Below are 21,554 nucleotides of genomic sequence, written 5' to 3' on the forward strand. Positions count from 1 at the left end.
CGCAAAGAGGCAGGAGATGGCTTGCGCCATCGAACGAGAGCGCAGAGGCGGCCTGCCGCCAGCCTCTGCGGCATGGATCAGCGGGGCAATCAGTCCAGCGTGATGTTCAGATCCTTGATCAGCTTTTGCCAGCGTGTGCTTTCGCTGTGGATCAGCGCCTGGAACTGCTCGGGCGTGTTGCCCACCGGCTCAACGCCGAAGTCGATGAGCTTTTGCTTGACAGCAGGCTCGTTGATGGCGGCGACCACCTGCTTGTTCAGCGCCGTGACGACATTGGCCGGTGTCTTGGCCGGGGCCACCATGCCGACCAGGGCCGCAGCCTGCACGCCGGGCAGGCCCAGCTCGCCGAAGGTGGGCACATCGGGCAGCTGGGGCAGACGCGTTGCATTGGCCACGGCCAGGGGGCGCACCTTGCCGCCCTTGATGAAGCCGGCGCCGGCGGCCAGGTCCACCATCATCACGGGAATCTGACCGCCCGCCACATCGGCCAGCGCCGGAGCCGCACCGCGATAGGGCGCATGGGCGAGCTTGAGGCCGGCCTCGGACTTCAGCAGTTCCATGGCCAGGTGATGGGGGCTGCCCGCGCCGGCGGAGCCATAGTTCACGCCCTCGGCGCTGGCCTTGGCGGCAGCAATGAACTCCTTGGCGGTCTTGGCCTTCTCGGCGGGGCCGGCCACCAGAATCATGGGAAAGCGACCCATGAGCGTGACGGGCATGAGGTCCTTGCCGGGGTTGTAGCTCAGGCTCTTGTAGAGCACCGGGTTGAAGATCAGCGTGCCGTTGTCGGCCGACAGCACCGTATAGCCGTCGGCCGCTGCGCGCGCGGTCTCCGAGGCGCCGATGGCCGTGTTGCCGCCCGGGCGGTTGTCCACGACGATGGGTTGATGGGCCTGGGCGCCCCAGGCCTGGCCTATGGTGCGAGCCAGGAAGTCCGAGCCGCCGCCCGCGGCGTAGGGCACGATCCAGCGCACGCTCTTGCTCGGGAACTTGTCCTGGGCCATTACGGTGCCGGGGGCTGCGGCCAGCCAGAGCATGCTGGTGGCCAGAACCGAGGCGGTGAAGAGGCGTTTTTTCATTGGGGGTGTCTCCTGGGCTGTGGTGTTGTTTGCCTGCGGGTTAACCAAGCTTCACTCCGCCTGCGGTTCCGCTTTAATACGGAAATTGTTTTGCGTAATTTTTATACGCATTGCGTAAATTGAGCCCAAGGGATTTCCATGACTTGAGTCATGAATTTGACTCAGAATGCCGATCCAAGCCCTGCCATCAATCGCTACAGACATGAAAAAAGACAAGAAGACTGCGGACGCCGTGCTGCCGACCACTGCAGTGCAAGCGCCGCGCGCCACAAAGCTGCGCCAGTCTGGCGCTGCCGCAGAAGCCGCGGACGGGCGCGAGCGTCGCCAGCGCGTGCAGGCCGCAGAGACCTGTCTGGCCGTGCTCAAGGCGCTGGCTGGTCTGGGCGGGCGTGCCAGCCTCACGGCCATCGGTACTGCCGTCGATGAAAGCCCGGCCAAGGTGCATCGCTATCTGGCCAGCCTCATGGCCGAGGGTCTGGTGGAGCAGGACCGTGGCGGCACCCAGTACGCGCTGGGGCGCGAGGCCATCCATATCGGCCTGGCCGCGATGCGCCAGAACGATCCGGTGCGCATGGCCGAGCCCGCTTTGCAGCATTTGCGCGAGTCCCTGCAGGTCACGAGCTTTGTAGCGGTGATGGGCAATATGGGCCCCACCATCGTGCGCTTCGAGGAGCCCAGCCTGCCCATCACCGTCAATGTGCGCGTGGGCTCGGTCATGTCCATGCTGTGGTCGGCCACGGGGCGCGCATTCTTTGCCTTCATGGAGCCGCAGCCCGAGGTCGAGGCGCTGCTGGCGCGTGAGCTGGGTGCCGCCAACCCCGAGCATCGCCGTCTGCTGCATGCCAGCAAGCCCCTGGAGCAACTGCGCAGCGAGATTCGCGCAGCCGGCTGTGCAGCGATCCGGGATCTGAATCTGCCCGGCATCAGCGCCGTGGCTGCGCCCTTGTTCGACTACAACGGCCATGTGGTGGCCGTGCTCTGCGCGCTGGGTGCCAGCGGCGGCTTCGACCCTGATCCGCAGGGCAGGATTGCCCAGGCCGTGTGCGAGCAGGCACGCGCCATAAGCGCTTCGCTGGGCTACCGGGCCTAGGCCTAGGTCAGCTCCACCGGCGCCCCTAGGCGCTGGGACAGCGCACGCGCCTGGGCCTGCAGCTTGCGGGCCGGCAGACCGTCGGGGTCCAGCGTCAGCGTGACCGAAGGGCCGATGGCGGCAATCGCCAGCACCAACTGGCCGAAGCCGTCGAACACCGGTACGGCCAGCGCGCTCACGCCCGACAGCAGCTGGTTCTCGACCACGCTCAGATGGCTGGCGCGGATGATTTCCAGCTCCCGGGCGAAGTCCGGCTCTTCGAGGCTGTGGCCTTCGGCCGCCAGCAGCGGCGCGATCCGCTGCGGCGCACCGAAGGCCGCGAAGATCTTGCCCGTGGCCGTGTGGCGCAGCGAGGCCGGCGTGCCGTGGCGCATGGCCACATAAACATGGGTCGGGCCTTCCTCGACGCGGATGATGGTCGGTCCCTGGCCGCTCCACATGGACACCGACACGGTGTAGCCCACCTCCTGCGCGAGGGCGGGCAGCTCGGCAATCGCCATGCGCACGGGGTCGGCCTGTTGCAGGCTGATCAGCCCCATCTGTATGGCCAGCGGACCCAGGCCGTAGTGGCCGCTGACGCGATCCTGTTCCATCAGGCCCAGCTTGCAAAAGCTCACCAGATAGGGGTGGGCCTTGGCGGCCGTCATCTCGGCCTCGCGCGCCAGATCCTTGAGCGCCATGCGCCGGCCCGTGCGCGCCAGCACCTTGAGCAGCTGGCCGCCGACCTCCACGCTCTGTATGCCGCGCGGTGCGCGCGTGGGCTCGTCGTCACAGGAGTCGAGTGGCAAGCGGGCGTCGGTCGAAGAGGTGTTGGCGTGAGGCATGACGGCATTGTGACGGGGGAATGGCGGTTGGAAATCCTCCAGGGTTTTTCACTATGACAAATCAATTGTGCAATGTTGAATTTATATCTAGCATTCAGAAATTCGATAAAGATGAATGCATTTGTTTAAAACAAAGAGACTGCAACGATGAGCACAAAGACCTTTGCCTCCGCCGCCGACCTCGAAGTCAAGAAGGTGAGCTTCGACAAGCTCTCCGAACATGCCTATGCCTACACTGCCGAAGGCGACCCCAATACCGGCATCATCATCGGCGACGATGCCGTGATGGTCATCGATACCCAGGCCACGCCCGTCATGGCCGAGGACGTGATCCGCCGCATCCGCGAGGTCACGGACAAGCCCATCAAATACGTCACGCTGTCGCATTACCACGCGGTGCGCGTGCTGGGTGCCTCGGCCTACGGCGCCGAGCACATCATTGCCAGCCAGGACACCTACGACCTCATCGTCGAGCGCGGCGAGCAGGACAAGGCCAGCGAGATCGGCCGCTTTCCGCGCCTGTTCCAGAACGTCGAGAGCGTGCCCGAGGGCATGACCTGGCCGACCATGACCTTCACCGGCAAGATGACGCTGTGGCTGGGCAAGCTCGAGGTGCAGATCCTGCAGCTGGGGCGCGGCCACACCAAGGGCGATACCGTGGTCTGGCTGCCCCAGGACAAGGTGTTGTTCAGCGGCGATCTGGTTGAGTTCGATGCCACGCCCTATGCCGGCGACGCCTACTTCCAGGACTGGCCGCAGACGCTGGACGCCATCGCCGCCCTCCAGCCCGAAAAGCTGGTGCCCGGCCGCGGTGCGGCGCTGCAGAATGCGGCCGAAGTGCAGGCCGGCCTGGCGGGCACGCGCAACTTCATCAGCGACCTGTGGGCCGAGGTCAAGGCCGGCGCCGATGCCAAGAAGGACCTGCGCAAGGTCTACGAGGCAGCCTTTGCCAAGCTGCAGCCCAAATACGGCCATTGGGTGATCTTCAACCACTGCATGCCCTTCGACGTGACGCGCGCCTATGACGAGGCATCGGGCCATGCCGACCCGCGCATCTGGACTGCCGAGCGCGACCGCGAGATGTGGCTGGCGCTGGAAGGCTGATCGCCCCCGGGCCGCCCGGCTGGCAGTCTCCTGCGCTTAGCGCGGCGGTCTGCTGCGAGGCTATCTAAAACAGGAGCTGCTTGAGCTTTGAATGCAATGAATTCAAATAGAAAAGACATTGAATTCTTTGACTGACAAGCGGAAGTAGCTATCAAAAGAACAGAGTTTGAATCCGGCCGCAAAGAGCCGGAGGGGCGGCTTTTGCCCCAGGAAACAGATCCACGCTTTTCAAGGTTTGCGCACCGATGAACGCCATGTCCAACCCAGCCATTGCTCCTGACGCTCTGCGCGGCAGCGCCGCCGATATCCAGTCCATCCAGATTCCCTATCGGCGGCATGCGGACCAGGATGCCGATGCGCCGGCTCGCCACCCCGTGGTTGTCGTCGGCGCCGGGCCTGTGGGCTTGTCTCTGGCCATCGATCTGGCGCAGCGCGGTCAGCCGGTGGTGGTGCTCGACAACGATTGCAAGCTGTCCACGGGATCGCGCGCCATCTGCTTTTCCAAGCGCACGCTTGAGATCTGGGATCGCCTGGGCGTGGGTCAGCCCATGGTGGACAAGGGCGTCTCCTGGAATCTGGGCAAGGTGTTTGCCAGGGATCAGTCGCTCTACCAGTTCGATCTGCTGCCCGAGGCCGGCCACGAGCGCCCGGCCTTCATCAATCTGCAGCAGTACTACGCCGAAGCCTATCTGGTCGAACGCGCACTGCAGCTGCCGCTGATCGATCTGCGCTGGCACAACAAGGTCACGGCGCTGGCGCCGCGCGCCGATGGGGCGGAGCTGACAGTGGAAACGCCCGAGGGCGACTACCGGATCGACGCCCAGTGGGTGCTGGCCTGCGACGGCTCGCGCTCGCCCTTGCGCGGACTGCTGGGCCAGGAAAGCCATGGCCGCATCTTCCGCGACCGCTTTCTGATTGCCGATGTGAAGATGCATGCGGATTTCCCGACCGAGCGCTGGTTCTGGTTCGATCCGCCGTTTCATCCGGGCCAGAGCGTGCTGCTGCACCGCCAGCCCGACGATGTCTGGCGCATTGACTTCCAGCTGGGCTGGGAGGCCGATCCCGAGGAGGAGAAAAAGCCCGAGAACATCCTGCCGCGCATCCGCGCATTGCTGGGCAAGGACGCGGACTTCGAGCTTGAATGGGCCAGCGTCTACACCTTTGCCTGCCTGCGCATGGACCGTTTTGTCCACGGTCGCGTGGTCTTCGCAGGCGACAGCGCGCACGGCGTCTCGCCCTTTGGCGCGCGAGGCGCCAACAGCGGTGTGCAGGATGCTGAAAACCTGGCCTGGAAGCTCGACCGCGTGCTGCGCGGCCAGGCCGACTCTGGGCTGATCGCGACCTACGGCGCAGAGCGCGAATACGCGGCCGACGAGAACATCTGCAACTCCACGCGTGCCACCGACTTCATCACACCTAAGAGCGAGATCAGCCGCCTGTTTCGCGATGCGGCGCTGGAGCTGGCGCGCGAGCACGAGTTTGCGCGGCGCATCGTCAACAGCGGGCGTCTGTCGGTGCCGGCCACGCTGCATCACTCGCCGCTCAACACACCGGACAGCGAGGCGTTCGCGGGTTCGCAACTGCCCGGCGCCGTGCTCAGCGACGCGCCCATGCGCCGCCCCGGCGACAGCCAGACCACATGGCTGCTGCGCGCACTGGGCCCTGACTTCACGCTGCTGCATTTCGGTCCCATGCCGACCTGGGCGCGCGAGCTGACTGGTGTGCTCAATCTCTCGATAGCCGCCGAGGGCGATGTGCATGCCGACCAGGCCGATCTGCTGGATGCGCAGGGTCTGGCCGCACAGCGTCTGGATGCGCGCCCCGGCACCAGCTATCTGCTGCGCCCCGATCAGCATGTCTGCGCGCGCTGGCGCTGTCCCGACGAAGCCGCCGTGCGTGCCGCGCTGCAGCGTGCCGGCGGCTGACATGACGGCACCACCTGAGGCGCTGCACGTCTTCCCCCCTCGCGAGGGGGACGACAGCCTCGCTGTCTCTGGTGGAGTTCGCACCCAGAGGATTTCCCTTTTTTCAGGAGACTGCCATGCTGCTGTCCACCCTCCCGAACCTGCAGGCCTGCGACGATTTCTATGAAGCCCTGATCGCCACGCATCAGGGCCTGGAAACGGCGCAAAGCCACGCCCTCAATGCTCGCCTGGTGCTGCTGCTGGCCAATCACATTGGCCATCAGGAGACCTTGCTGCATGCGCTCGAACTGGCCCGTGCCAGCGCAGGATTCGCTCCTGCCAGCGCAGACCCGGCCGAGCGCGGTGCCGTGACGCCGGTTGCCCCGGTACACGCTGTCGCTTGAGAAGCAGCGCGCCGCCGCTCTGGCGGCAGCTGCGCCATCCCCTAAAGGCCCCGTCACCAAAATCTATTCCAGGGGCCATGAATCAAGGAGACAAGGATGATGCAACGCAAACAGTTTCTGGCCGCACTGGCCTGCTCGACGTTGGCCTGGGCTGCAGGGCCGGCCGCCATGGCCCAGGAAAAGCCACTGGAATGGGTCATCGGCTACGCCGCAGGCGGGGGCTCCGACGTGGTGGCCCGCGTGATTGCGGAATCCATGGGCCGCAATCTGGAGCGGCCCATCGTCATCAATAACAAGCCCGGTGCCGGCACCAATATCGCGGCCGAGTACAGCGCGCGCTCGCATGACTATGGCAACCTGATGTTCACGGCCGACTTCGCCACGCTGGCGGCCAACCCGTTTCTGTTCCGCAAGCTCAACTACAACGCCGAGAAGGACTTCAAGCCCGTGGGCATGCTGGTGCGCTTTCCCATGCTGCTGGTTGTCAACAACGATGTGCCGGTCAGCAATCTGACCGAGTTTGTCGCCTGGGCCAAGCAGCAGAAGGCTGGCGTGAGCTGGGGCTCGGCCGGACTGGGCAGCCCCCATCACCTGGTCGGGGAATTGTTCCGCGAAGAAGTGGGCCTGGGCAATATGACCCATGTTCCCTACCGCGGTGCCGCGCCCGCAGTGCAGGATGTGATCGGCGGCCAGATTCCCGCCATGTGGGCCGACAGCGCCACCATTGTTCCCTTCCTAGGCGAGAAAAAGCTCAAGGCCATAGGCGTGGCCAGCCCGGCCCGCATCGATGTGCTGCCCAAGGTTGCCACCTTGCAGGAGCAAGGCCTCAAGGGCTTCGAGGGCTATGCCTGGCAGGGCATCGTCGTGCCCAAGGGCAGCTCGGCCGAGGTGGTCAAGAAGTTCAGCCAGTCGCTGCAGTTTGCACTGGCCGACACGCGAACCAAAGCCCGTCTGGCAGCCATGGGGGTCGAACCCATGCCCGGCAGCTCCGAGCAGATGGAGAAATTCGTGAGCACCGAGCGCAGCAAATGGGGTCGCGTGATCACGGCCAACAACATCAAGCTCGATTGAGATACGGACTCGATGAGTCGGAGCCTGGATGACGGACAGGCACGGGCGCTGCGGGATATGCGTTTTTGCAGATGCAGCGCCGTGCCAGCCGTGGCAGACTGCGGCCCATGTCCGAGCCCACTCTTCTCGTTGCCGACGATCATCCGCTGTTTCGCGCAGCGTTGATCCAGGTGCTGCACGACCGCTTCCCGCAATCCCGCATTGTGGAGGCGGCCAGCGCCCAGACCCTGGGCGCAGCGATGCAGGAGCATCCCGAGATCGAGCTGGTGCTGCTGGATCTGGCCATGCCCGGCGCAAGGGGCTTTTCGTCGTTGCTGCATCTGCGTGGCGAATATGCGCAGGTGCCGGTGATCATCATCTCGTCCAACGACGATCCGCGAATCATCCGCCGCGCCCAGCAGTTCGGGGCGGCGGGTTTTATCTCCAAGTCTGCGGCTGCAGACGATATGAGTGCCGCCATTGACGAGGTGCTTAACGGCGATATCAGCTTCCCGTCCATGGTGGCCGAGCGCTCGGAGGCCGATGCGGCCCTGGCCGCTCGTCTGGCCCAGCTCACGCCCCAGCAGTTTCGCGTGCTGCTGTGCATTGCCGACGGGCTACTCAACAAGCAGATCGCGCACGAACTGGGCCTGGCTGAGAACACGGTCAAGGTCCATGTGACGGCGATTCTCAAGAAGCTCGAATGCTATTCACGCACTCAGGCGGCCGTGTTGGTCAAGAGTCTGGAAAACGATCACGAGGTCTGATTGCCCAGACGCTTCAAGCTTTTTTGATAGCTTGCCGCGCTTTGAGGGCAAGGATTTGAGGGCTGCCGCATGGCATGCCTTGGCATCGGCAGCCGGGGTGAGCCTGCATCGACGCGAGCGCAGTCTCATGCTGTGCCGATGCGTCCCCCCAGGGATGACAGCACCGCAGGCGCTATCAATCGGTGCATGGGTTTGACGGGCAGCATGTAGAGGCGCCCCAGTGTGTTCTTGACATGCACAACGGTGGTGACGGTGATGATGGCTTCACGGGAGCCGATGTCGTTCTGGCGATGGATGCTGAGCACGACACTCAGGTGCTTGTCGTCGTCGCCGATCAGGGCTTCATCAAAGGTGTTCTCGAATACCGTGAAGATGCCGACCCGATCGCCCAACCGGTAGTTGGCTGCGGTCTTGCCGGGCGTCAAGGCCGACAGGCTGCCCAGATCCTTGAGCCCCACCAGGCCACCTGCCAGATTGCGCGCGCGCATGCAGACTTCTATCCAGCGCGGCGTTTTGCGCGCGGCGAGCAGGAAGTGGTCCAGCGCCGAAAGGCCGGTTGCGTCCGAGGCGATGCTCCAGGAGTCGTGAAAGCTGGCCCCGGCCAGTCGTTCGGCGATGCGGCTGCCGGGCGGAACGGCGGATTCAACGGGATGATGGTGCATGCGGTCTGGCCTGAGTGGCGTGAGCTGCGGGCCGGAAATACCGCAGAGGCTGCAGCAGCATATCGAAGAATCCGCCGCTCGGCTTGCACAGCCACGGCGTGCAGGCCGGCACCTATCCTGAAGTCATAGCGAGAGTGCAATGCGCTGAAAGCGCCGCTGCTGGAAATGACTTTGTTTCTCAGGCGCTGCCGCCATCTCGTCCGCGCAAGAATGTCTGGCTCATCAGCGCTCGCAGCGCCGGCGGCCTTACCGGTTTGGCGAGAAAGCCCCAGCCGCGTTCGGCTGCCTGGCGGCGCAGGGTGCTGTCGCCTTCTGCGGTCAGCAGGATGACGGGAGGCTGCCGGCCCCAGCGCTCGCAGAGCTGGGCGTAGACATCGGGGCCGTAGAGCTGGCCCAGGTGCACATCGAGCAGCACCAGTTGCGGGGCATTGCCGGGCGCGGCATAGGTCAGGGCTTCGGGGGCATTGGCGGCCAGCGGCACATCGCAGCCCCAGCGTTCCAGCAAGGCGCAGGTGGCGTCGCGGGTGGCGGGATCGTCCTCCACATACCAGACCGTGCCGCCCTGCAGCGGACTGTCCACGCGAGCGCTGGGAGATGGCTCCTGGGAGACCGGTGTCAATGCTGCGGCCTGGCCCAGTGGCACCTTGACCCAGAAGACGCTTCCCTTGCCCAGGGTGGAGCGCAGGCCGATCTCATGGTCCAGCAATCTGCCCAGGCGCTCCACGATGGCCAGGCCCAGGCCGGTGCCGCGGTCGTCGGCGTGGCCTTCGTCGAGGCGGCGGAATTCCTCGAAGATTTCCTTTTGCAGGCTCTGGGGAATGCCCGGCCCCTGGTCATGCACCTCGATAAGCACCTGGTCGCCCTGGCGGCGACAGCCCACGACGATACGGCCCTTGCGCGTATAGCGGATGGCGTTGGAGACAAAGTTCTGCAGTATGCGACGCAGCAGGGCCTCGTCGCTGCGCACGATCAGCCGGCTGGGCATGCAGTGCAGACTCAGGCCCTCGTTCTCGGCCTGCAGCGCAAAATTGTTGTGCACCACTTCCAGCAAGGAGCTGAGCGCGAAATCGCGCACACGGACTTCGAGCTGCCCCGATTCCATGCGCGAGATATCGAGCAGGCTGGTGAGGATGGCGTCCTGCGAGGCCAGGGCCTTGTCCACCCGCTGGGCCAGCTGGCGGCCCGCATCATCGTGCAGATAGGTGGGCAGCAGGCTGGTGAAGATGCGTGCCGCATTCAGCGGCTGCAGCAGGTCATGCACGGCCGAGGCGACAAAGCGGGTCTTGTAGCGATTGGCGCGCTCGGCTTCCTGTTTGGCCTTGGCCAGGTCCCGCGTGCGATCGGCAATGCGCTTTTCCAGCGTATCGGCCAGATTGCGCAGCTCGCGCGCCGTGTTCTTGTAGCTGGTGATGTCGGCATAACTGGTGACAAAGCCGCCGTCGGGCAAGGGGTTACCGCGGATCTCCAGCACCGTGCCGTCGCCCTTGGCGCTTTCGTGCAGATGGGGGCTGCCGCTGCGCAGGTGTTCCAGGCGGCGCTGTATGGCTTGCTCCACATTGCCCTTGCCCAGCAGGCCGCGCCGGGCGTTGTGGCGTATCAGGGCCTCGATGGGCTGGCCCACATGCATCAGCTCTGGCGGGTAGCGGAACAGCTCCACATAGCGTGAGTTCCAGGCCACCAGCCGCAGCTGCGGGTCCACCACCACCACGCCTTGCGGCAGATGCTGCAGGCTGCGCGAAAGCCCTGTGTCGGCCTGCTTGGCGGCCTGGACAATGCCGTCCTGTGCGGTGCGCAGCTCCTGCGCATGCTGGTGCAGCACGGTCTCCAGTTCCTTGCGGCTGCGCTGTCTCAGGGCCGCCAGGCGCTGGCGCTGGCGGATATAGAGCACCAGCAGCGATGCGGCCAGCCACAGGCCGCCAGCGGCCACTGCCGCCCAGTGGCTGGTCGTCTGGCTATGGACGATGTCGTGCAGCAGGTGCAGCTGCCATTGGCTTTCGGGGAGCTCCATGCGCAGCCAGAGCATGGGGTCGACCAGTGGCGGCTGGCTGAAGTGAGCCAGCATGCCGATGCCCGCAGGCTGGCGGCTGGTGCGATAGCCGAGCGGCATCAGGGCCTGGCCTGCGTATTGGTGTGTGTCCCGCACCTCCCGCTCGTCGCTGGCGGACAGCGGCTCCAGCAGGCGGTAGCGCCATTCGTCGCGGTTGGAGAGAAAGACCACGCCATGCTCGTCCGAGGCGAAGACGATGTCGGGCGACTGACTCCACTCGCCTTCGAGTTCCTGAAACAGGATCTTGATGGCGATGAGCCCAAGCACCGAGCCGTCTTCATCATGGATGGCCTGGGAAAGAAAGTAGCCGGGCAGCCCAGTGGTCATGCCTATGCCGTAGAAGCGGCCGCTGCCCCGGCTCAGCGCCTGGGTCACATAGGGGCGAAAGCTGTAGTCCTCGCCCACGTTGCTGTGCGAGTCGCGCCAGTTGCTGGCGGCCAGGGCCTTGCCCGTTTTGTCGATGAGAGTCAGCGTGGAAGCCTGGCTGGCGCCGTTGGCCTGCTCCAGCTTGTGGTTGAGCCTGTCTACCTCGGCGGCGCTGAGTGGGTGGCTGAGCGCGCTCTTGAGTTCGGCATCGAGCGCAAGCACCTCCGGCAGGGTGCGGTAGCGATCCACGCGCTGCACCATGGCCTGGGCATAGAGCGTGAGCTGGCGCTGCACGCTCTCGCTTTCATCATGCAAAGAGGTCTGCAGCGCGACGCGACTGGCCGCCCACATGCTCAGCAGCATGCCGCTGAGCACGATGACAAGGGTCAAAAACAGTCGGTTTCGGGCAAGGTTTCGCGCAAGACGCATGACGAGGGCGGGTGATCAAGGAGCCCAGTGTGGCTCTGGAGCAGGTTCAGTGCGGATTTTGGCGCCTAGGGATTTCCCTAAGTTGGTGCATGCTCTCCCTAGGAGCGCTTCTCGACCTAATACCAATGGGTTATCGGCACAAAAAGGGCGCGGGAGTACAAACGGCAGCAATTCGGCGCACCACGGTGGTGCGCCCGCAATTTTGGAGATGCAGCGTGCACACTCTGCCCACAGAATCCGCTCCGCGCGAGCACTTGCCGTTCTACCGTCAGCTCTACTTCCAGGTGGTGTTCGCCATCATCGTGGGCGTGCTGCTGGGGCACTTCGAACCCGCCTATGGCGAGGCCATGAAGCCTTTTGGCGATGCCTTCATCAAGCTCATCAAGATGATCATCGCGCCGGTGATCTTCCTGACCATCGTCACAGGCATTGCCAGCATGACGCACCTGAGCGCCGTGGGTCGTGTGTTCGGCAAGGCCATGGCGTACTTCCTGACCTTCTCCACACTGGCGCTGGTCGTGGGCCTGATCGTGGCCAATGTCATGCAGCCCGGTGCCGGCATGCACATCAACCCCGCCGATCTGGACCAGACAGCCGTCAAGGGCTATGTGGCCAAGTCGCACGAGATGACGCTGACCGGCTTCGTCATGGACATCATCCCCAAGACGCTGATCAGTCCGTTCGTGGGTGACAACATCTTGCAGGTGCTGCTGGTGGCGGTGCTGTTCGGCGTGTCCCTGGCCATGGTCGGCGAGGCCGGCAAGCCCGTGCTGAACTTCTTTGAAGCCCTGACCAAGCCCGTGTTCAAGCTGGTCAACATCGTGATGAAGTTCGCCCCCATCGGCGCGTTTGGTGCCATGGCCTTCACCATCGGCAAGTTCGGCCTGGGCTCGCTGGTCAATCTGGCCGAGTTGGTGCTGACCTTCTACATCACCTCGGCTCTGTTCGTGCTGGTGATCCTGGGTGCAGTGGCGCGCTTTTGCGGCTTCTCTGTGCTCAAGCTGATCAAGTACCTCAAGGACGAACTGCTGCTGGTTCTGGGTACATCGTCTTCCGAGTCGGCACTGCCTTCGCTGATGCACAAGATGGAAAAGGCCGGCTGCAGCAAGTCCGTCGTCGGTCTGGTCGTGCCTACCGGCTACTCCTTCAACCTGGACGGCACCAATATCTACATGACGCTGGCTGCGCTGTTCATTGCCCAGGCGACCGATACGCATCTGACCCTGGGCCACCAGATCGCGCTGTTGCTGGTTGCCATGCTGTCGTCCAAGGGCGCGGCGGGCGTGACGGGTGCTGGCTTCATCACGCTGGCAGCCACCCTGGCCGTGGTGCCCGAGGTGCCCGTGGCCGGCATGGCACTGATTCTGGGTGTGGACCGCTTCATGTCCGAATGCCGTTCCCTGACCAACTTCATCGGTAACGCCGTCGCCACCGTGGTGGTTTCCAAGTGGGAAAACGCGCTGGATCACGAAAAGCTGGATGCGGCGCTGGCTGGCAAGGAAGAAAACGAGGCGGTGTCCGCTCACGCCTGAGAGAGCACAGGCCTCATGCCAAAAAGCCTCGACCATCAGGTCGGGGCTTTTTTCATGGGTTTCAGACTTTAGGCTCGGCCGGGGAAGGTGCTGGTAGCTATCGCTCTTATGGCATTCAAGGGGAGAGCGAGGTCGCTGTCAGCAAGTCATGGGCAGCCAGCACGCGCAAGGTGTCGCGCCCCAGGCGCTTGCTGCGGGGCAGAAAGCGCACCCAGCTCAGTTTGTTGACGGTGCGCTCCAGCACCTGGCGGGTCTCGGCGGGAAGTTGCTGCACAAACTGCTGCCAGGCCTCGCGGGCCGGCTCCAGCGCACCTGCCTGTTGCAGAAACAGCGCCGTGGACTGGGCGTAGTTGAGCGCATCGCGCGCCATGCAGACGGCTTGCGGCAAATGGGCCGCAGGGTCGTCTTCAAAGTCGATGAAGCCTATGACGCCGTCGGCGCAGACCACCATATTGCGCGCCACGGCCTGGCTCAGCACCTCGCCGCGGGCATGTGCCTGCTGTATGGCCTCCAGGCCTTTTAGCCAGAGCTCCAGCGTGGGCTGTGCGCCCCGAGCAATCGCTTCTTCGATGGCATTGCTCAGCGATGGAGCCTCTTCACCCGGGCGCCCCAGGTGACGCATCACAAAGGCCTGATCGGTCGTAGCCAGCACCTGAGGTACGCGCAGCCCCTTGGCCTTGAAACTGCGCAGGCGGCGCACCTCGGTTTGCAGGGATTCGGGTCCGCCGGGGTTGGGCACGGGCTGCAGCACGGAGGCTCTGAACAGCTTGGCCAGCGTGCTCAGCAGCCAGTAGTTGAGGGCCGGGTTGCCCTTGTTGGCGCGCTTGACCCAAAGGGTTTCATGCGCCAGTTCATAGCGCATGATGCTGTGAGGCTGGTCCAGATGCTCGCGCAGGAATGCCTGGTAATCGATGGCGTTCTGCGCAGAGGGCATCTGCTCTGGGGCGGAAATATCCTGAGATGGCACGGCGTGGGGTCTGTCGGGCGCGGGGCTCTGGCTTCTCAGGTCCAGATGCCGCTGCGCTGGGGAAAAGCTTGCGATTGTGCCGCGTTGTCGGCACTGCCCGCAGCAGATGGGCGCAACACAGGCTCATGCAGAGGCTGAAAGCTCTGGGCCGTGGCCAGCGGCCAGTAGTTCTGGAAGACCTTGTGCTGGCGCTCCAGGCTCTTGAGCAGGCAGCCTGGCTCCACGCGCAGTATCAGGTTGGACAGCAGGCTGACCTGGGTGTCGTCCAGCCGGCGCACGATATGGTGGGCCGTGATCTCGTTGGGATGCCTGAGACCGGCGGCCTGCACCAGCTCCTGCAGCGCATGCAGAGTGTTGCGGTGAAAGTTGGCGACGCGCGTGGCCTTGTCGGGCACGACCAGCGCCTGCTGGCGCACGGCATCTTGCGTGGTGACGCCCGTGGGGCAGGTGCCGGTGTGGCAGCTCTGGGCCTGGATACAGCCCAGCGCCATCATGAAGCCGCGCCCCGAATTGCACCAGTCGGCACCCAGGGCCATCATGCGGGCAATGTCGAAGGCGGTGATGACCTTGCCGGCCGCGCCGATCTTGATGCGCTGGCGCAGGTTCACGCCCAGCAGGGTGTTGTGCACCAGCAGCAAGCCTTCCTGCAGCGGCACACCCACATGGTCGACAAACTCCACAGGGGCTGCACCCGTTCCGCCTTCGGCCCCGTCGACAACAATGAAGTCGGGCGTGATATTGGTTTCCAGCATGGCCTTGACCATGGCAAACCATTCCCAGGGATGACCGACGCAGAACTTGAAGCCCGTGGGCTTGCCGCCGGAAAGACGACGCAGCCTGGCGATGAACTGCATCAGCTCCACAGGGGTGGAAAATGCGCTGTGGCTGGACGGTGAGATGCAGTCCACGCCAATCGGTATACCGCGTGCTGCTGCAATTTCGGGAGTGACCTTGGCGCCGGGAAGCATGCCGCCATGACCGGGCTTGGCGCCCTGGCTGAGCTTGACCTCGATCATCTTGACTTGCGGATCGGTGGCGTTGGCGATGAATTTCTCTTCGCTGAACGTGCCGTCCGCATTGCGGCAGCCGAAATAGCCCGAAGCCACTTCCCAGATCAGATCGCCGCCATGCATGCGGTGGTACTGGCTGATCGAGCCTTCTCCCGTATCGTGGATGAAGCCGCCCATCTTTGCTCCCTGGTTGAGCGCCTGGATGGCATTGCCCGATAGCGCGCCAAAGCTCATGGCAGAGATGTTGAAGACGCTGGCGTGATAGGGGCGGGTGCAGGGGTCAACCCCTTCGGCCGGTTGCTCCTGCGTGCCGCCAATCCAGAGACGAAAGTCATGCGAGCTGAGCTTGGTGGGTTGCAGGGAATGGTTGACCCACTCATAGCCCTGCTGACTGACATCGAGCTGGGTGCCGAATGGCCGGTTGTCGACCTGGCCCTTGGCGCGCTGATAGACCAGCGAGCGCTGGGCTCGAGAGAAAGGCTGGGCCTCGGTATCGCCTTCGATGAAGTACTGGCGAATCTCGGGGCGTATGAATTCGAAGATGAAGCGCAAATGGCCCATGACGGGGTAGTTGCGCAAGATGGCATGCTGTTTCTGCAGCAGGTCCCAGATGCCCAGCAGCACCAGCAGGGTCGACGCAATCAGCCACCCAAGCCCCTTGCCTGCCGTCGTCAGCGTGTACAGCGAGATCGCCAGCACGAGCGCAGAAATGAAGAGGGCGCCATAGCGCAGGGGCAGACTATTGAAGAAGCGATGCACTGCAGATACTCCCATGGCAGGGTGTGTTGATGGCGGCCCGCTAAAATTCAGCCTGTACGGGGGCATCCGTCCTGGATGCTTTCTCCCCTTGATCCATCGCCCGGCCCTGCACTTCGATAGTGATGAAATGGTTCCGGGCCATCATAAAAGCCTTTCCCTATGCAAGAACAAGCACCTAACTCCGCAGCAGAAGACGCGGCCCTCGCCGACATGCCCGAGGGCGCACTGAGCAATGATCAGCTCGAAGAGCTGGACGCGCTGCTCGACGAGCTGCGCACCCGTGGCGACGAAATTCCCCAGTGGGAATTCTGTGACGGTTTCCTGACCGCTCTGGTCTGCACACGTCGCCCCATCGCCGCCGCCGAATACATGCCCATGCTCCTGGGCGATGGCGAAGCCCTGCAAGTGGCCGAAGGCCAGCCGCTGCCCAAGCTGGAAGCCTTCAAGGACGAGGCCCAGCAGGCTCGTTTCATGGAGCTGTTCGAGCTGCGCCTGGCCGAAGTGCGCGAGCAGCTGGATGCCGACATCAAGTCGCTGGCCGATGACGCGGCCTTCCAGCCCGAGGCTCTGGACACGCGTGGCGCCATCGCCATCCTCCCCGAAGCCGAACAGGCCGAACTGGCCGGCGAAGAAGTGCCGTCGTTCTCGCAGGTCTGGGCGCTGGGCTTTATGTTCGTGGTGGAAAACTGGGCCGATGAATGGGCGGCACCCCGCGACAAGGACGCGGCCCAGTTGCTGGACGCGGCCATGGAGTTCATCGTCAACCTGACCGAAGACGACACGGACGAGCCGGCTCTGAACCTGTATGACGAAGCAGGCCCTGCCTCGACCAGCCAGGAGCGTGTGGATGCCTTTGGCGAAGCCATCTGGGCCGTGTACGACCTGTACCGTCTGTGGAAGAGCATGGGTCCACGCCAGGAAACCATCGTCAAGGGCGAGCAGCCCGGCCGTAACGACCCTTGCCCCTGCGGTAGCGGCAAGAAGTTCAAGAAATGCCACGGGGCTTGACCAGAGCGTCCCCCTGAAGGCCCTTTGCAGGGCCGCAGCGTCCCCTGCAGGGCGGCTTGCTGGCTGCTCCGGCTTGGTCGCTGCTGCGATGAAGAGGCTTTCTATAAAGCGTCTCGGTTGTGGGGCCCAAACACAAAGGCTGCGTGATATTTGCGCAGCCATTGGCGTGTAGTGTGAGTTAGTGGGATAGATGACGCATTTAGGTGAGCGCATACGGGCCAGGCGACAAGCGCTGGGTTTGAGTCAAGGACGGCTGGCGCAGATGGCGGATGTCACTGCATCCGCCATTTCGCAGATCGAGTCGGGAGCCATTCGCACTCTCAAGAATGACACCCTGGCAAGACTGGCTATCGCCCTGCAGACCACGGCACTGGAGTTGATGGCCGGTCTGCATTCTGAAACCCTGTCGCTTCCCAACGATGAACAGCGCTTGCTCGACTGCTATAGAAAACTGCAGCCACCGCTGCAGGATATCGCTCTCAAACTGATTAAAGCTCTGCAGTGATTTCCGAGTCGCTGTATTGAGCGATCTCTTTTGTTTCAAAAAGGCCTGATAACCACAGGCCTTTTTGTTTTTTCATTTAAGAACAAGGGTTAACCCGATTATTAAATGTAGGATGAAATCCAATAGCCTGTAGGAAATGAATGAAGATTGCGTAGATTGAACCGGAAGCCACACGTGAGGGATTCGTCAGAAAAATTACAGATGATCTCTTCCGTCCTGTGAAGTGATTGTTTTTATTGGATTTTTTGGTGCGGGAGTGCTTGCTTACCCGAGGATTGAAATTGCTGAGGGCTATGCTGCGTATTTGTTGATAGCTATTTCAAATATTTCAAGATGTTTCTTGCTTCGTAAGATGGACTCCGCGGTGGTCGAAAACAGCCACAGCGATCTACAAACCTGATTGTTGAAGGAGCTAGTCATGAAAGACCAAATCATCAAATTCTGGCGTGATGAAGAAGGTGCAACGGCGATTGAGTACGGCCTGATCGCGGGGTTGATTGCCGCTGTCATTGTGGGTGCTGTTACCGGCCTTGGAACTCAGATTAGAACGCTCTTGAATAATATTCTTACTGCGATCGGAGGAACAGCCGCAACATGAGCATGTTATTTCTGGCATGGCTGTGCATTTCGGCAGTCTGTGATGCCAGATATAGAAAATGTTTCAATTATTTATCTGTTTCAGGATTAGGGTTGGCATTTATTACTGCTTTCCTTTTTCCTGAAGCAAGCCCCGTTAAGATTTCTGTTGAGGGTGCTTTTCTTGGTTGTTTTTTTGCATTTTCAGTTCTCTTGGTGTTTTATTTCTTTGGGATGATGGCTGCCGGAGATGTGAAGTTCGCGGTAGCACTTGGTGCTTGGCTGGGTTGGGAATTGTTATTGCTTGTCTGGGCGTTGAGTTGCGGTTTTGCGGTGGCTCATGGATTCATTGTTCGAAGTCATTTGAAGTATTTTTTCTCTGCAGCTATAGATTGGAACGACGGTACTCAAAAAAACAAGAGACGGTTCATTCCATATGTGACCTATCTCTCCATGGCAACAGTGATTGTTCTGATGCTGAATAAATAGCAAGAGGAAAGGAGGGGATCATGCAATTCAAAAGACAGCAAGGTGCAGCAGCCATTGAATTTGCCATTCTCTTTCCCATCTTCTTTCTGATCTTCTACGCCATCATCACCTATGGCCTGATTTTTGCCGCACAGCAGACCTTGACCTTGGCAGCCGCCGAAGGGGCAAGAGCCGCAGTGCGATATCCCTCCGCTCCCACGGGCGCCGCGATGACCAAGACCGCCCAGTTGCAGGCACGTTTGACTGCAGCCTGTGCCACTGCGGCCTTGGCGACGGATTGGCTTTCCAGAATGGGTGCAGGCTTGGGTTCTGCGGGCTGCAGCGCGGGTGTCAGCGATGCTGCGGGCTTGCATGCCACGCCTGGTCTCTGTGGTACAGGCTCAGCATCTTTCACTGCCTCCAACGATGCCAGCTTGGTGAACTGCGTGACCATGCAGGTGAACTACAACTATGCCTCTGCGCCGCTGATCCCAAGGTTGCTGGGGCCTGTGTTGAGCTTGCCCACTCCCAATCTCTTGCGGGGGAGAGCTGTCGCACAAATAAGCTTGATTGACTGAAAACGATAAAGCCTTGCTCTTTGAGGCCCAGTAAGAAGAGGGAATTTATGGTGAATGTCGCAAAGATCGCGGTCGGGGTTTTGCTGGCAGTGGCATTGGCTCTGGGTGTTTATGGGTGGATGCTTGCCAGGGCTCCTCAGGCACCGGACCCTCAGGCTCAAGCTTCTGCCAGCAACAGCCAACCCAATGCCAGCCTGAGCGTGGTGGTGGCTGCGCAGGCCATTCCCGCGGGTCAGGCACTCAAGGCCGAGGATCTGCAGCTCATGCAGTTGCCGGCCAAGCCCGATGGTGCATATGTGGAGGTTCAGGCCGCCATTGGCTCCGTTCCTGCGGTGGACATTCCAAAGGGTGCACCCGTGCTCCAAGGGCAAATGGTCACCGGCCTGGCGCTCAAGTTGTCGGAGGGGGAGCGTGCGGTCGCGGTCAAGGTCGATGAAAGCATTGGCGCTGGTAATCGCATCAGACCCGGTGACTTTGTCGATGTGTTCTTTGCACTGCGGCGCGACGGCAATGAAATTGACCAGAGCCAGGCGCGTTTGCTGCTGTCGCGCAAGCGCGTGCTGGCCTACGGTTCGGCTTCGGTGGATGCTCTGAGCTCGCCGGAGAAAACAGAGGGCAAGCAGCAGGCCAATGCTCCCGACAGCGCCAGAACTGCAGTGCTTGCGGTACCGGTGGCCGAGGTCAATCAGTTGCTGCTGGGAGGCTCCAATGGCAGTCTGCTGCTGGCACTGCGCAATCCCACGGACATGACCGAGCCGGATAGCGAGAAGTTTGCTCCACTGCCTGGTGTATTGACCGTCGCCATGACCAAGGGATCCGTTGCAGTTCCGTTGGAAGGCGCTGACGCAGCGCAGGCGGGTGTGGCCATGAGCAGCCTGGCCGGTTCCGCAGGCACTTCGGCAGCGCGCATGAGTGTGGCCAAGCCCATGACAGCCGGGGTGACCAAGCCTGCCGTGGCGCGCACGCGCACCGCTTCCGCGGACTCTTCCCTGCCCGTTGAATTCGTGCGTGGCGCCAACTCCCAAACCGTGCGGTATTGAGCTATGAATAACAAGACTTTTTTGATTTCGCCCCGCACCCTGTCAATGAAGCCGCTGTATCTGCTCTGCAGCCTGTCTTTGAGTGCAGTCACTGTCCCGGCCATTGCGCAGCAAGTGCCCACTGTGAGCGAAAACAGAGCGCAGCAAGCAACAGCAGCCAGGGAAATCAAGCTCGTGATGGGCGCTCAGCATGAGTTGAATCTGCCTGGCGGTGTGGAACGCATTGCAATCGGTGACGACACGATTGCGGCGGTGCATATCAAGCGTGCGGGCAAGGGGGCTGCCGCCAAGATCCTGCTGAGCCCGCTCAAGCCTGGCAGTACATCGTTCATGGTCTGGCCGCGTGGTGAAGCGCAGGCGCAGACCTATATGCTCAACGTGCAGCAGCGCGTGGAACTGCGCACGGCCAAGGCCTCCAGCCTGATAGAGCAGCAATTTGCCGGTGAGCTGGCGAGCGCGCAGTCCGCCGACAAGGCCAAGACCGTCGATCTCTCCAGCGTTCAGCTCAAGAGCAATGTGGTGCAGGTCGATGTCAAGGTGGTCGAGTTCAACAAGACTCAGATGAAGAAGGTGGGTCTCAATCTGTTCAGCACGTCCCCCAACAGCTCGGGCTTCAGCTTTGGCATTTTTGGACGCGGCTCCTATGGCGCAAGCGGTGGGAGCTCCACGACGGGCGCGACCGCCAATCCTTTGACTCAGGCCTTCAACTTGCTGATGCAGTTCGACAAGGCAGGCATCGGTGTCAATATAGGCATGCTCGAAGGCAATAATCTGGCGCGGGTGCTGGCGGCACCGACCCTGGTGGCATTGTCTGGTCAGAGCGCCAACTTTCTGTCGGGCGGCGAAGTGCCGGTTCCCGTGCCAGCGGGCACGGGCATGGTGGCGATTCAGTACAAGCCTTACGGCATCGGCTTGACGGTCTCTCCCACGGTGCTGTCCAACGATCGCATCGTGCTCAAGGTGGCGCCCGAGGCCAGCGAACTGGACTATGCCAACACCATTGTTCTGAACAGCGCGACCATTCCGTCCATCACCACACGCCGTGCCGACACGACGGTGGAGCTGGGCGACGGCGAAAGCTTTGTGATTGGTGGCCTGGTCAGCCGCAACACCACATCAGGCACCGACAAGGTTCCTTTGCTGGGCGATATCCCGATTCTGGGCGTGCTGTTCAAGCGTCAGGAGTTTCAGCAAAAGGAGAGCGAACTGGCGATTGTGGTGACGCCACGTCTTGTCAAGCCGCTGGCTCGCGATGTGAATGTGGAGCCGCTGCTGCCAGGGCGCACCGAGCAGCGTGATCCTGCGGTGTGGGGTCCATGGGTGGCGGGCGGTCTGTCGTCCAGCGTGGCGCCGGGCTTCTCGCGCTGACTACCAGAGTAGAGACATGA

Annotated in this window: 20 protein-coding genes; 14 read left to right on the forward strand and 6 right to left on the reverse strand. The window is 62.4% G+C overall.

Annotated elements, in window-relative coordinates; all coding sequences use genetic code 11:
- Positions 1-89: 89 nt before the first annotated feature.
- The gene (locus F3J24_RS05950) at positions 90-1,076 is read right to left on the reverse strand and encodes a tripartite tricarboxylate transporter substrate binding protein (protein WP_167003615.1); all 987 of its coding nucleotides are present in this window, start codon (positions 1,074-1,076) and stop codon (positions 90-92) included.
- 202 nt (positions 1,077-1,278) lie between these two features.
- On the opposite strand from F3J24_RS05950, the gene F3J24_RS05955 reads away from it, so the two are divergent.
- The gene (locus F3J24_RS05955) at positions 1,279-2,166 is read left to right on the forward strand and encodes an IclR family transcriptional regulator (RefSeq protein ID WP_205244642.1); all 888 of its coding nucleotides are present in this window, start codon (positions 1,279-1,281) and stop codon (positions 2,164-2,166) included.
- A gap of 2 nt (positions 2,167-2,168) precedes the next feature.
- Here F3J24_RS05955 and F3J24_RS05960 read toward each other — a convergent pair whose 3' ends face one another.
- Positions 2,169-2,990 (reverse strand): IclR family transcriptional regulator, encoded by an 822-nt coding sequence (locus F3J24_RS05960; protein WP_167003618.1) that lies wholly within the window; start codon positions 2,988-2,990, stop codon positions 2,169-2,171.
- A gap of 147 nt (positions 2,991-3,137) precedes the next feature.
- On the opposite strand from F3J24_RS05960, the gene F3J24_RS05965 reads away from it, so the two are divergent.
- From F3J24_RS05965 to F3J24_RS05985, 5 genes are all read left to right on the forward strand, one after another.
- The gene (locus F3J24_RS05965) at positions 3,138-4,094 is read left to right on the forward strand and encodes an MBL fold metallo-hydrolase (RefSeq protein ID WP_167003620.1); all 957 of its coding nucleotides are present in this window, start codon (positions 3,138-3,140) and stop codon (positions 4,092-4,094) included.
- A gap of 254 nt (positions 4,095-4,348) precedes the next feature.
- Positions 4,349-6,019, forward strand: a complete 1,671-nt coding sequence (locus tag F3J24_RS05970; RefSeq protein WP_167003622.1) for an FAD-dependent oxidoreductase — start codon at positions 4,349-4,351, stop codon at positions 6,017-6,019.
- A gap of 116 nt (positions 6,020-6,135) precedes the next feature.
- A complete protein-coding gene (locus F3J24_RS05975; protein ID WP_167003624.1) occupies positions 6,136-6,402 on the forward strand; it encodes a DUF2783 domain-containing protein in 267 nt (88 codons plus the stop codon).
- A 96-nt stretch (positions 6,403-6,498) separates the two neighbouring features.
- Complete coding sequence (locus tag F3J24_RS05980) at positions 6,499-7,473, forward strand: tripartite tricarboxylate transporter substrate binding protein (RefSeq protein ID WP_205244643.1); 975 nt, start codon at positions 6,499-6,501, stop codon at positions 7,471-7,473.
- Positions 7,474-7,580: 107 nt separating this feature from the next.
- Positions 7,581-8,219, forward strand: coding sequence for a response regulator transcription factor (locus tag F3J24_RS05985; RefSeq protein ID WP_167003626.1), 639 nt, complete (start codon positions 7,581-7,583; stop codon positions 8,217-8,219).
- A 125-nt stretch (positions 8,220-8,344) separates the two neighbouring features.
- Here the strand turns inward: F3J24_RS05985 and F3J24_RS05990 are convergent, their stop codons facing one another.
- Both F3J24_RS05990 and F3J24_RS05995 read right to left on the reverse strand, forming a co-directional pair.
- Complete coding sequence (locus F3J24_RS05990; RefSeq protein ID WP_167003628.1) at positions 8,345-8,881, reverse strand: DUF2867 domain-containing protein; 537 nt, start codon at positions 8,879-8,881, stop codon at positions 8,345-8,347.
- A gap of 178 nt (positions 8,882-9,059) precedes the next feature.
- Positions 9,060-11,723 (reverse strand): PAS-domain containing protein, encoded by a 2,664-nt coding sequence (locus F3J24_RS05995; protein ID WP_167003630.1) that lies wholly within the window; start codon positions 11,721-11,723, stop codon positions 9,060-9,062.
- 215 nt (positions 11,724-11,938) lie between these two features.
- Here F3J24_RS05995 and F3J24_RS06000 point away from each other — a divergent pair, with 215 nt between their 5' ends.
- Entirely contained in the window at positions 11,939-13,255 is a 1,317-nt protein-coding gene (locus F3J24_RS06000; protein ID WP_167003632.1) for a dicarboxylate/amino acid:cation symporter, read from the forward strand.
- 115 nt (positions 13,256-13,370) lie between these two features.
- Here the strand turns inward: F3J24_RS06000 and F3J24_RS06005 are convergent, their stop codons facing one another.
- Together F3J24_RS06005 and F3J24_RS06010 are read right to left on the reverse strand one after the other, a co-directional pair.
- Entirely contained in the window at positions 13,371-14,189 is an 819-nt protein-coding gene (locus F3J24_RS06005) for an RIO1 family regulatory kinase/ATPase (protein WP_167003634.1), read from the reverse strand.
- Between the two features lie 68 nt (positions 14,190-14,257).
- Positions 14,258-16,006 (reverse strand): FMN-binding glutamate synthase family protein, encoded by a 1,749-nt coding sequence (locus F3J24_RS06010; RefSeq protein ID WP_167003636.1) that lies wholly within the window; start codon positions 16,004-16,006, stop codon positions 14,258-14,260.
- A gap of 195 nt (positions 16,007-16,201) precedes the next feature.
- Between F3J24_RS06010 and F3J24_RS06015 the strand changes: the two genes are divergently transcribed.
- From F3J24_RS06015 to F3J24_RS06045, 7 genes are all read left to right on the forward strand, one after another.
- Complete coding sequence (locus tag F3J24_RS06015) at positions 16,202-16,999, forward strand: YecA family protein (protein WP_029158538.1); 798 nt, start codon at positions 16,202-16,204, stop codon at positions 16,997-16,999.
- Positions 17,000-17,189: 190 nt separating this feature from the next.
- Entirely contained in the window at positions 17,190-17,504 is a 315-nt protein-coding gene (locus F3J24_RS06020) for a helix-turn-helix domain-containing protein (RefSeq protein WP_003060697.1), read from the forward strand.
- Positions 17,505-17,922: 418 nt separating this feature from the next.
- Positions 17,923-18,102, forward strand: coding sequence for a Flp family type IVb pilin (locus F3J24_RS06025; RefSeq protein ID WP_167003638.1), 180 nt, complete (start codon positions 17,923-17,925; stop codon positions 18,100-18,102).
- Positions 18,099-18,569, forward strand: coding sequence for a prepilin peptidase (locus tag F3J24_RS06030; protein ID WP_167003640.1), 471 nt, complete (start codon positions 18,099-18,101; stop codon positions 18,567-18,569). Before F3J24_RS06025 ends, F3J24_RS06030 begins: the two co-directional genes overlap by 4 nt.
- Positions 18,570-18,589: 20 nt before the next feature.
- Positions 18,590-19,126, forward strand: coding sequence for a TadE/TadG family type IV pilus assembly protein (locus F3J24_RS06035; protein ID WP_167003642.1), 537 nt, complete (start codon positions 18,590-18,592; stop codon positions 19,124-19,126).
- 47 nt (positions 19,127-19,173) lie between these two features.
- The gene (gene cpaB / locus F3J24_RS06040) at positions 19,174-20,166 is read left to right on the forward strand and encodes a Flp pilus assembly protein CpaB (protein ID WP_167003644.1); all 993 of its coding nucleotides are present in this window, start codon (positions 19,174-19,176) and stop codon (positions 20,164-20,166) included.
- 3 nt (positions 20,167-20,169) lie between these two features.
- Complete coding sequence (locus F3J24_RS06045) at positions 20,170-21,534, forward strand: pilus assembly protein N-terminal domain-containing protein (RefSeq protein WP_167003646.1); 1,365 nt, start codon at positions 20,170-20,172, stop codon at positions 21,532-21,534.
- The last annotated feature ends 20 nt before the right edge of the window (positions 21,535-21,554 follow it).

This window comes from Comamonas sp. Tr-654 (assembly GCF_011752915.1).
Taxonomy (GTDB): domain Bacteria; phylum Pseudomonadota; class Gammaproteobacteria; order Burkholderiales; family Burkholderiaceae_C; genus Comamonas.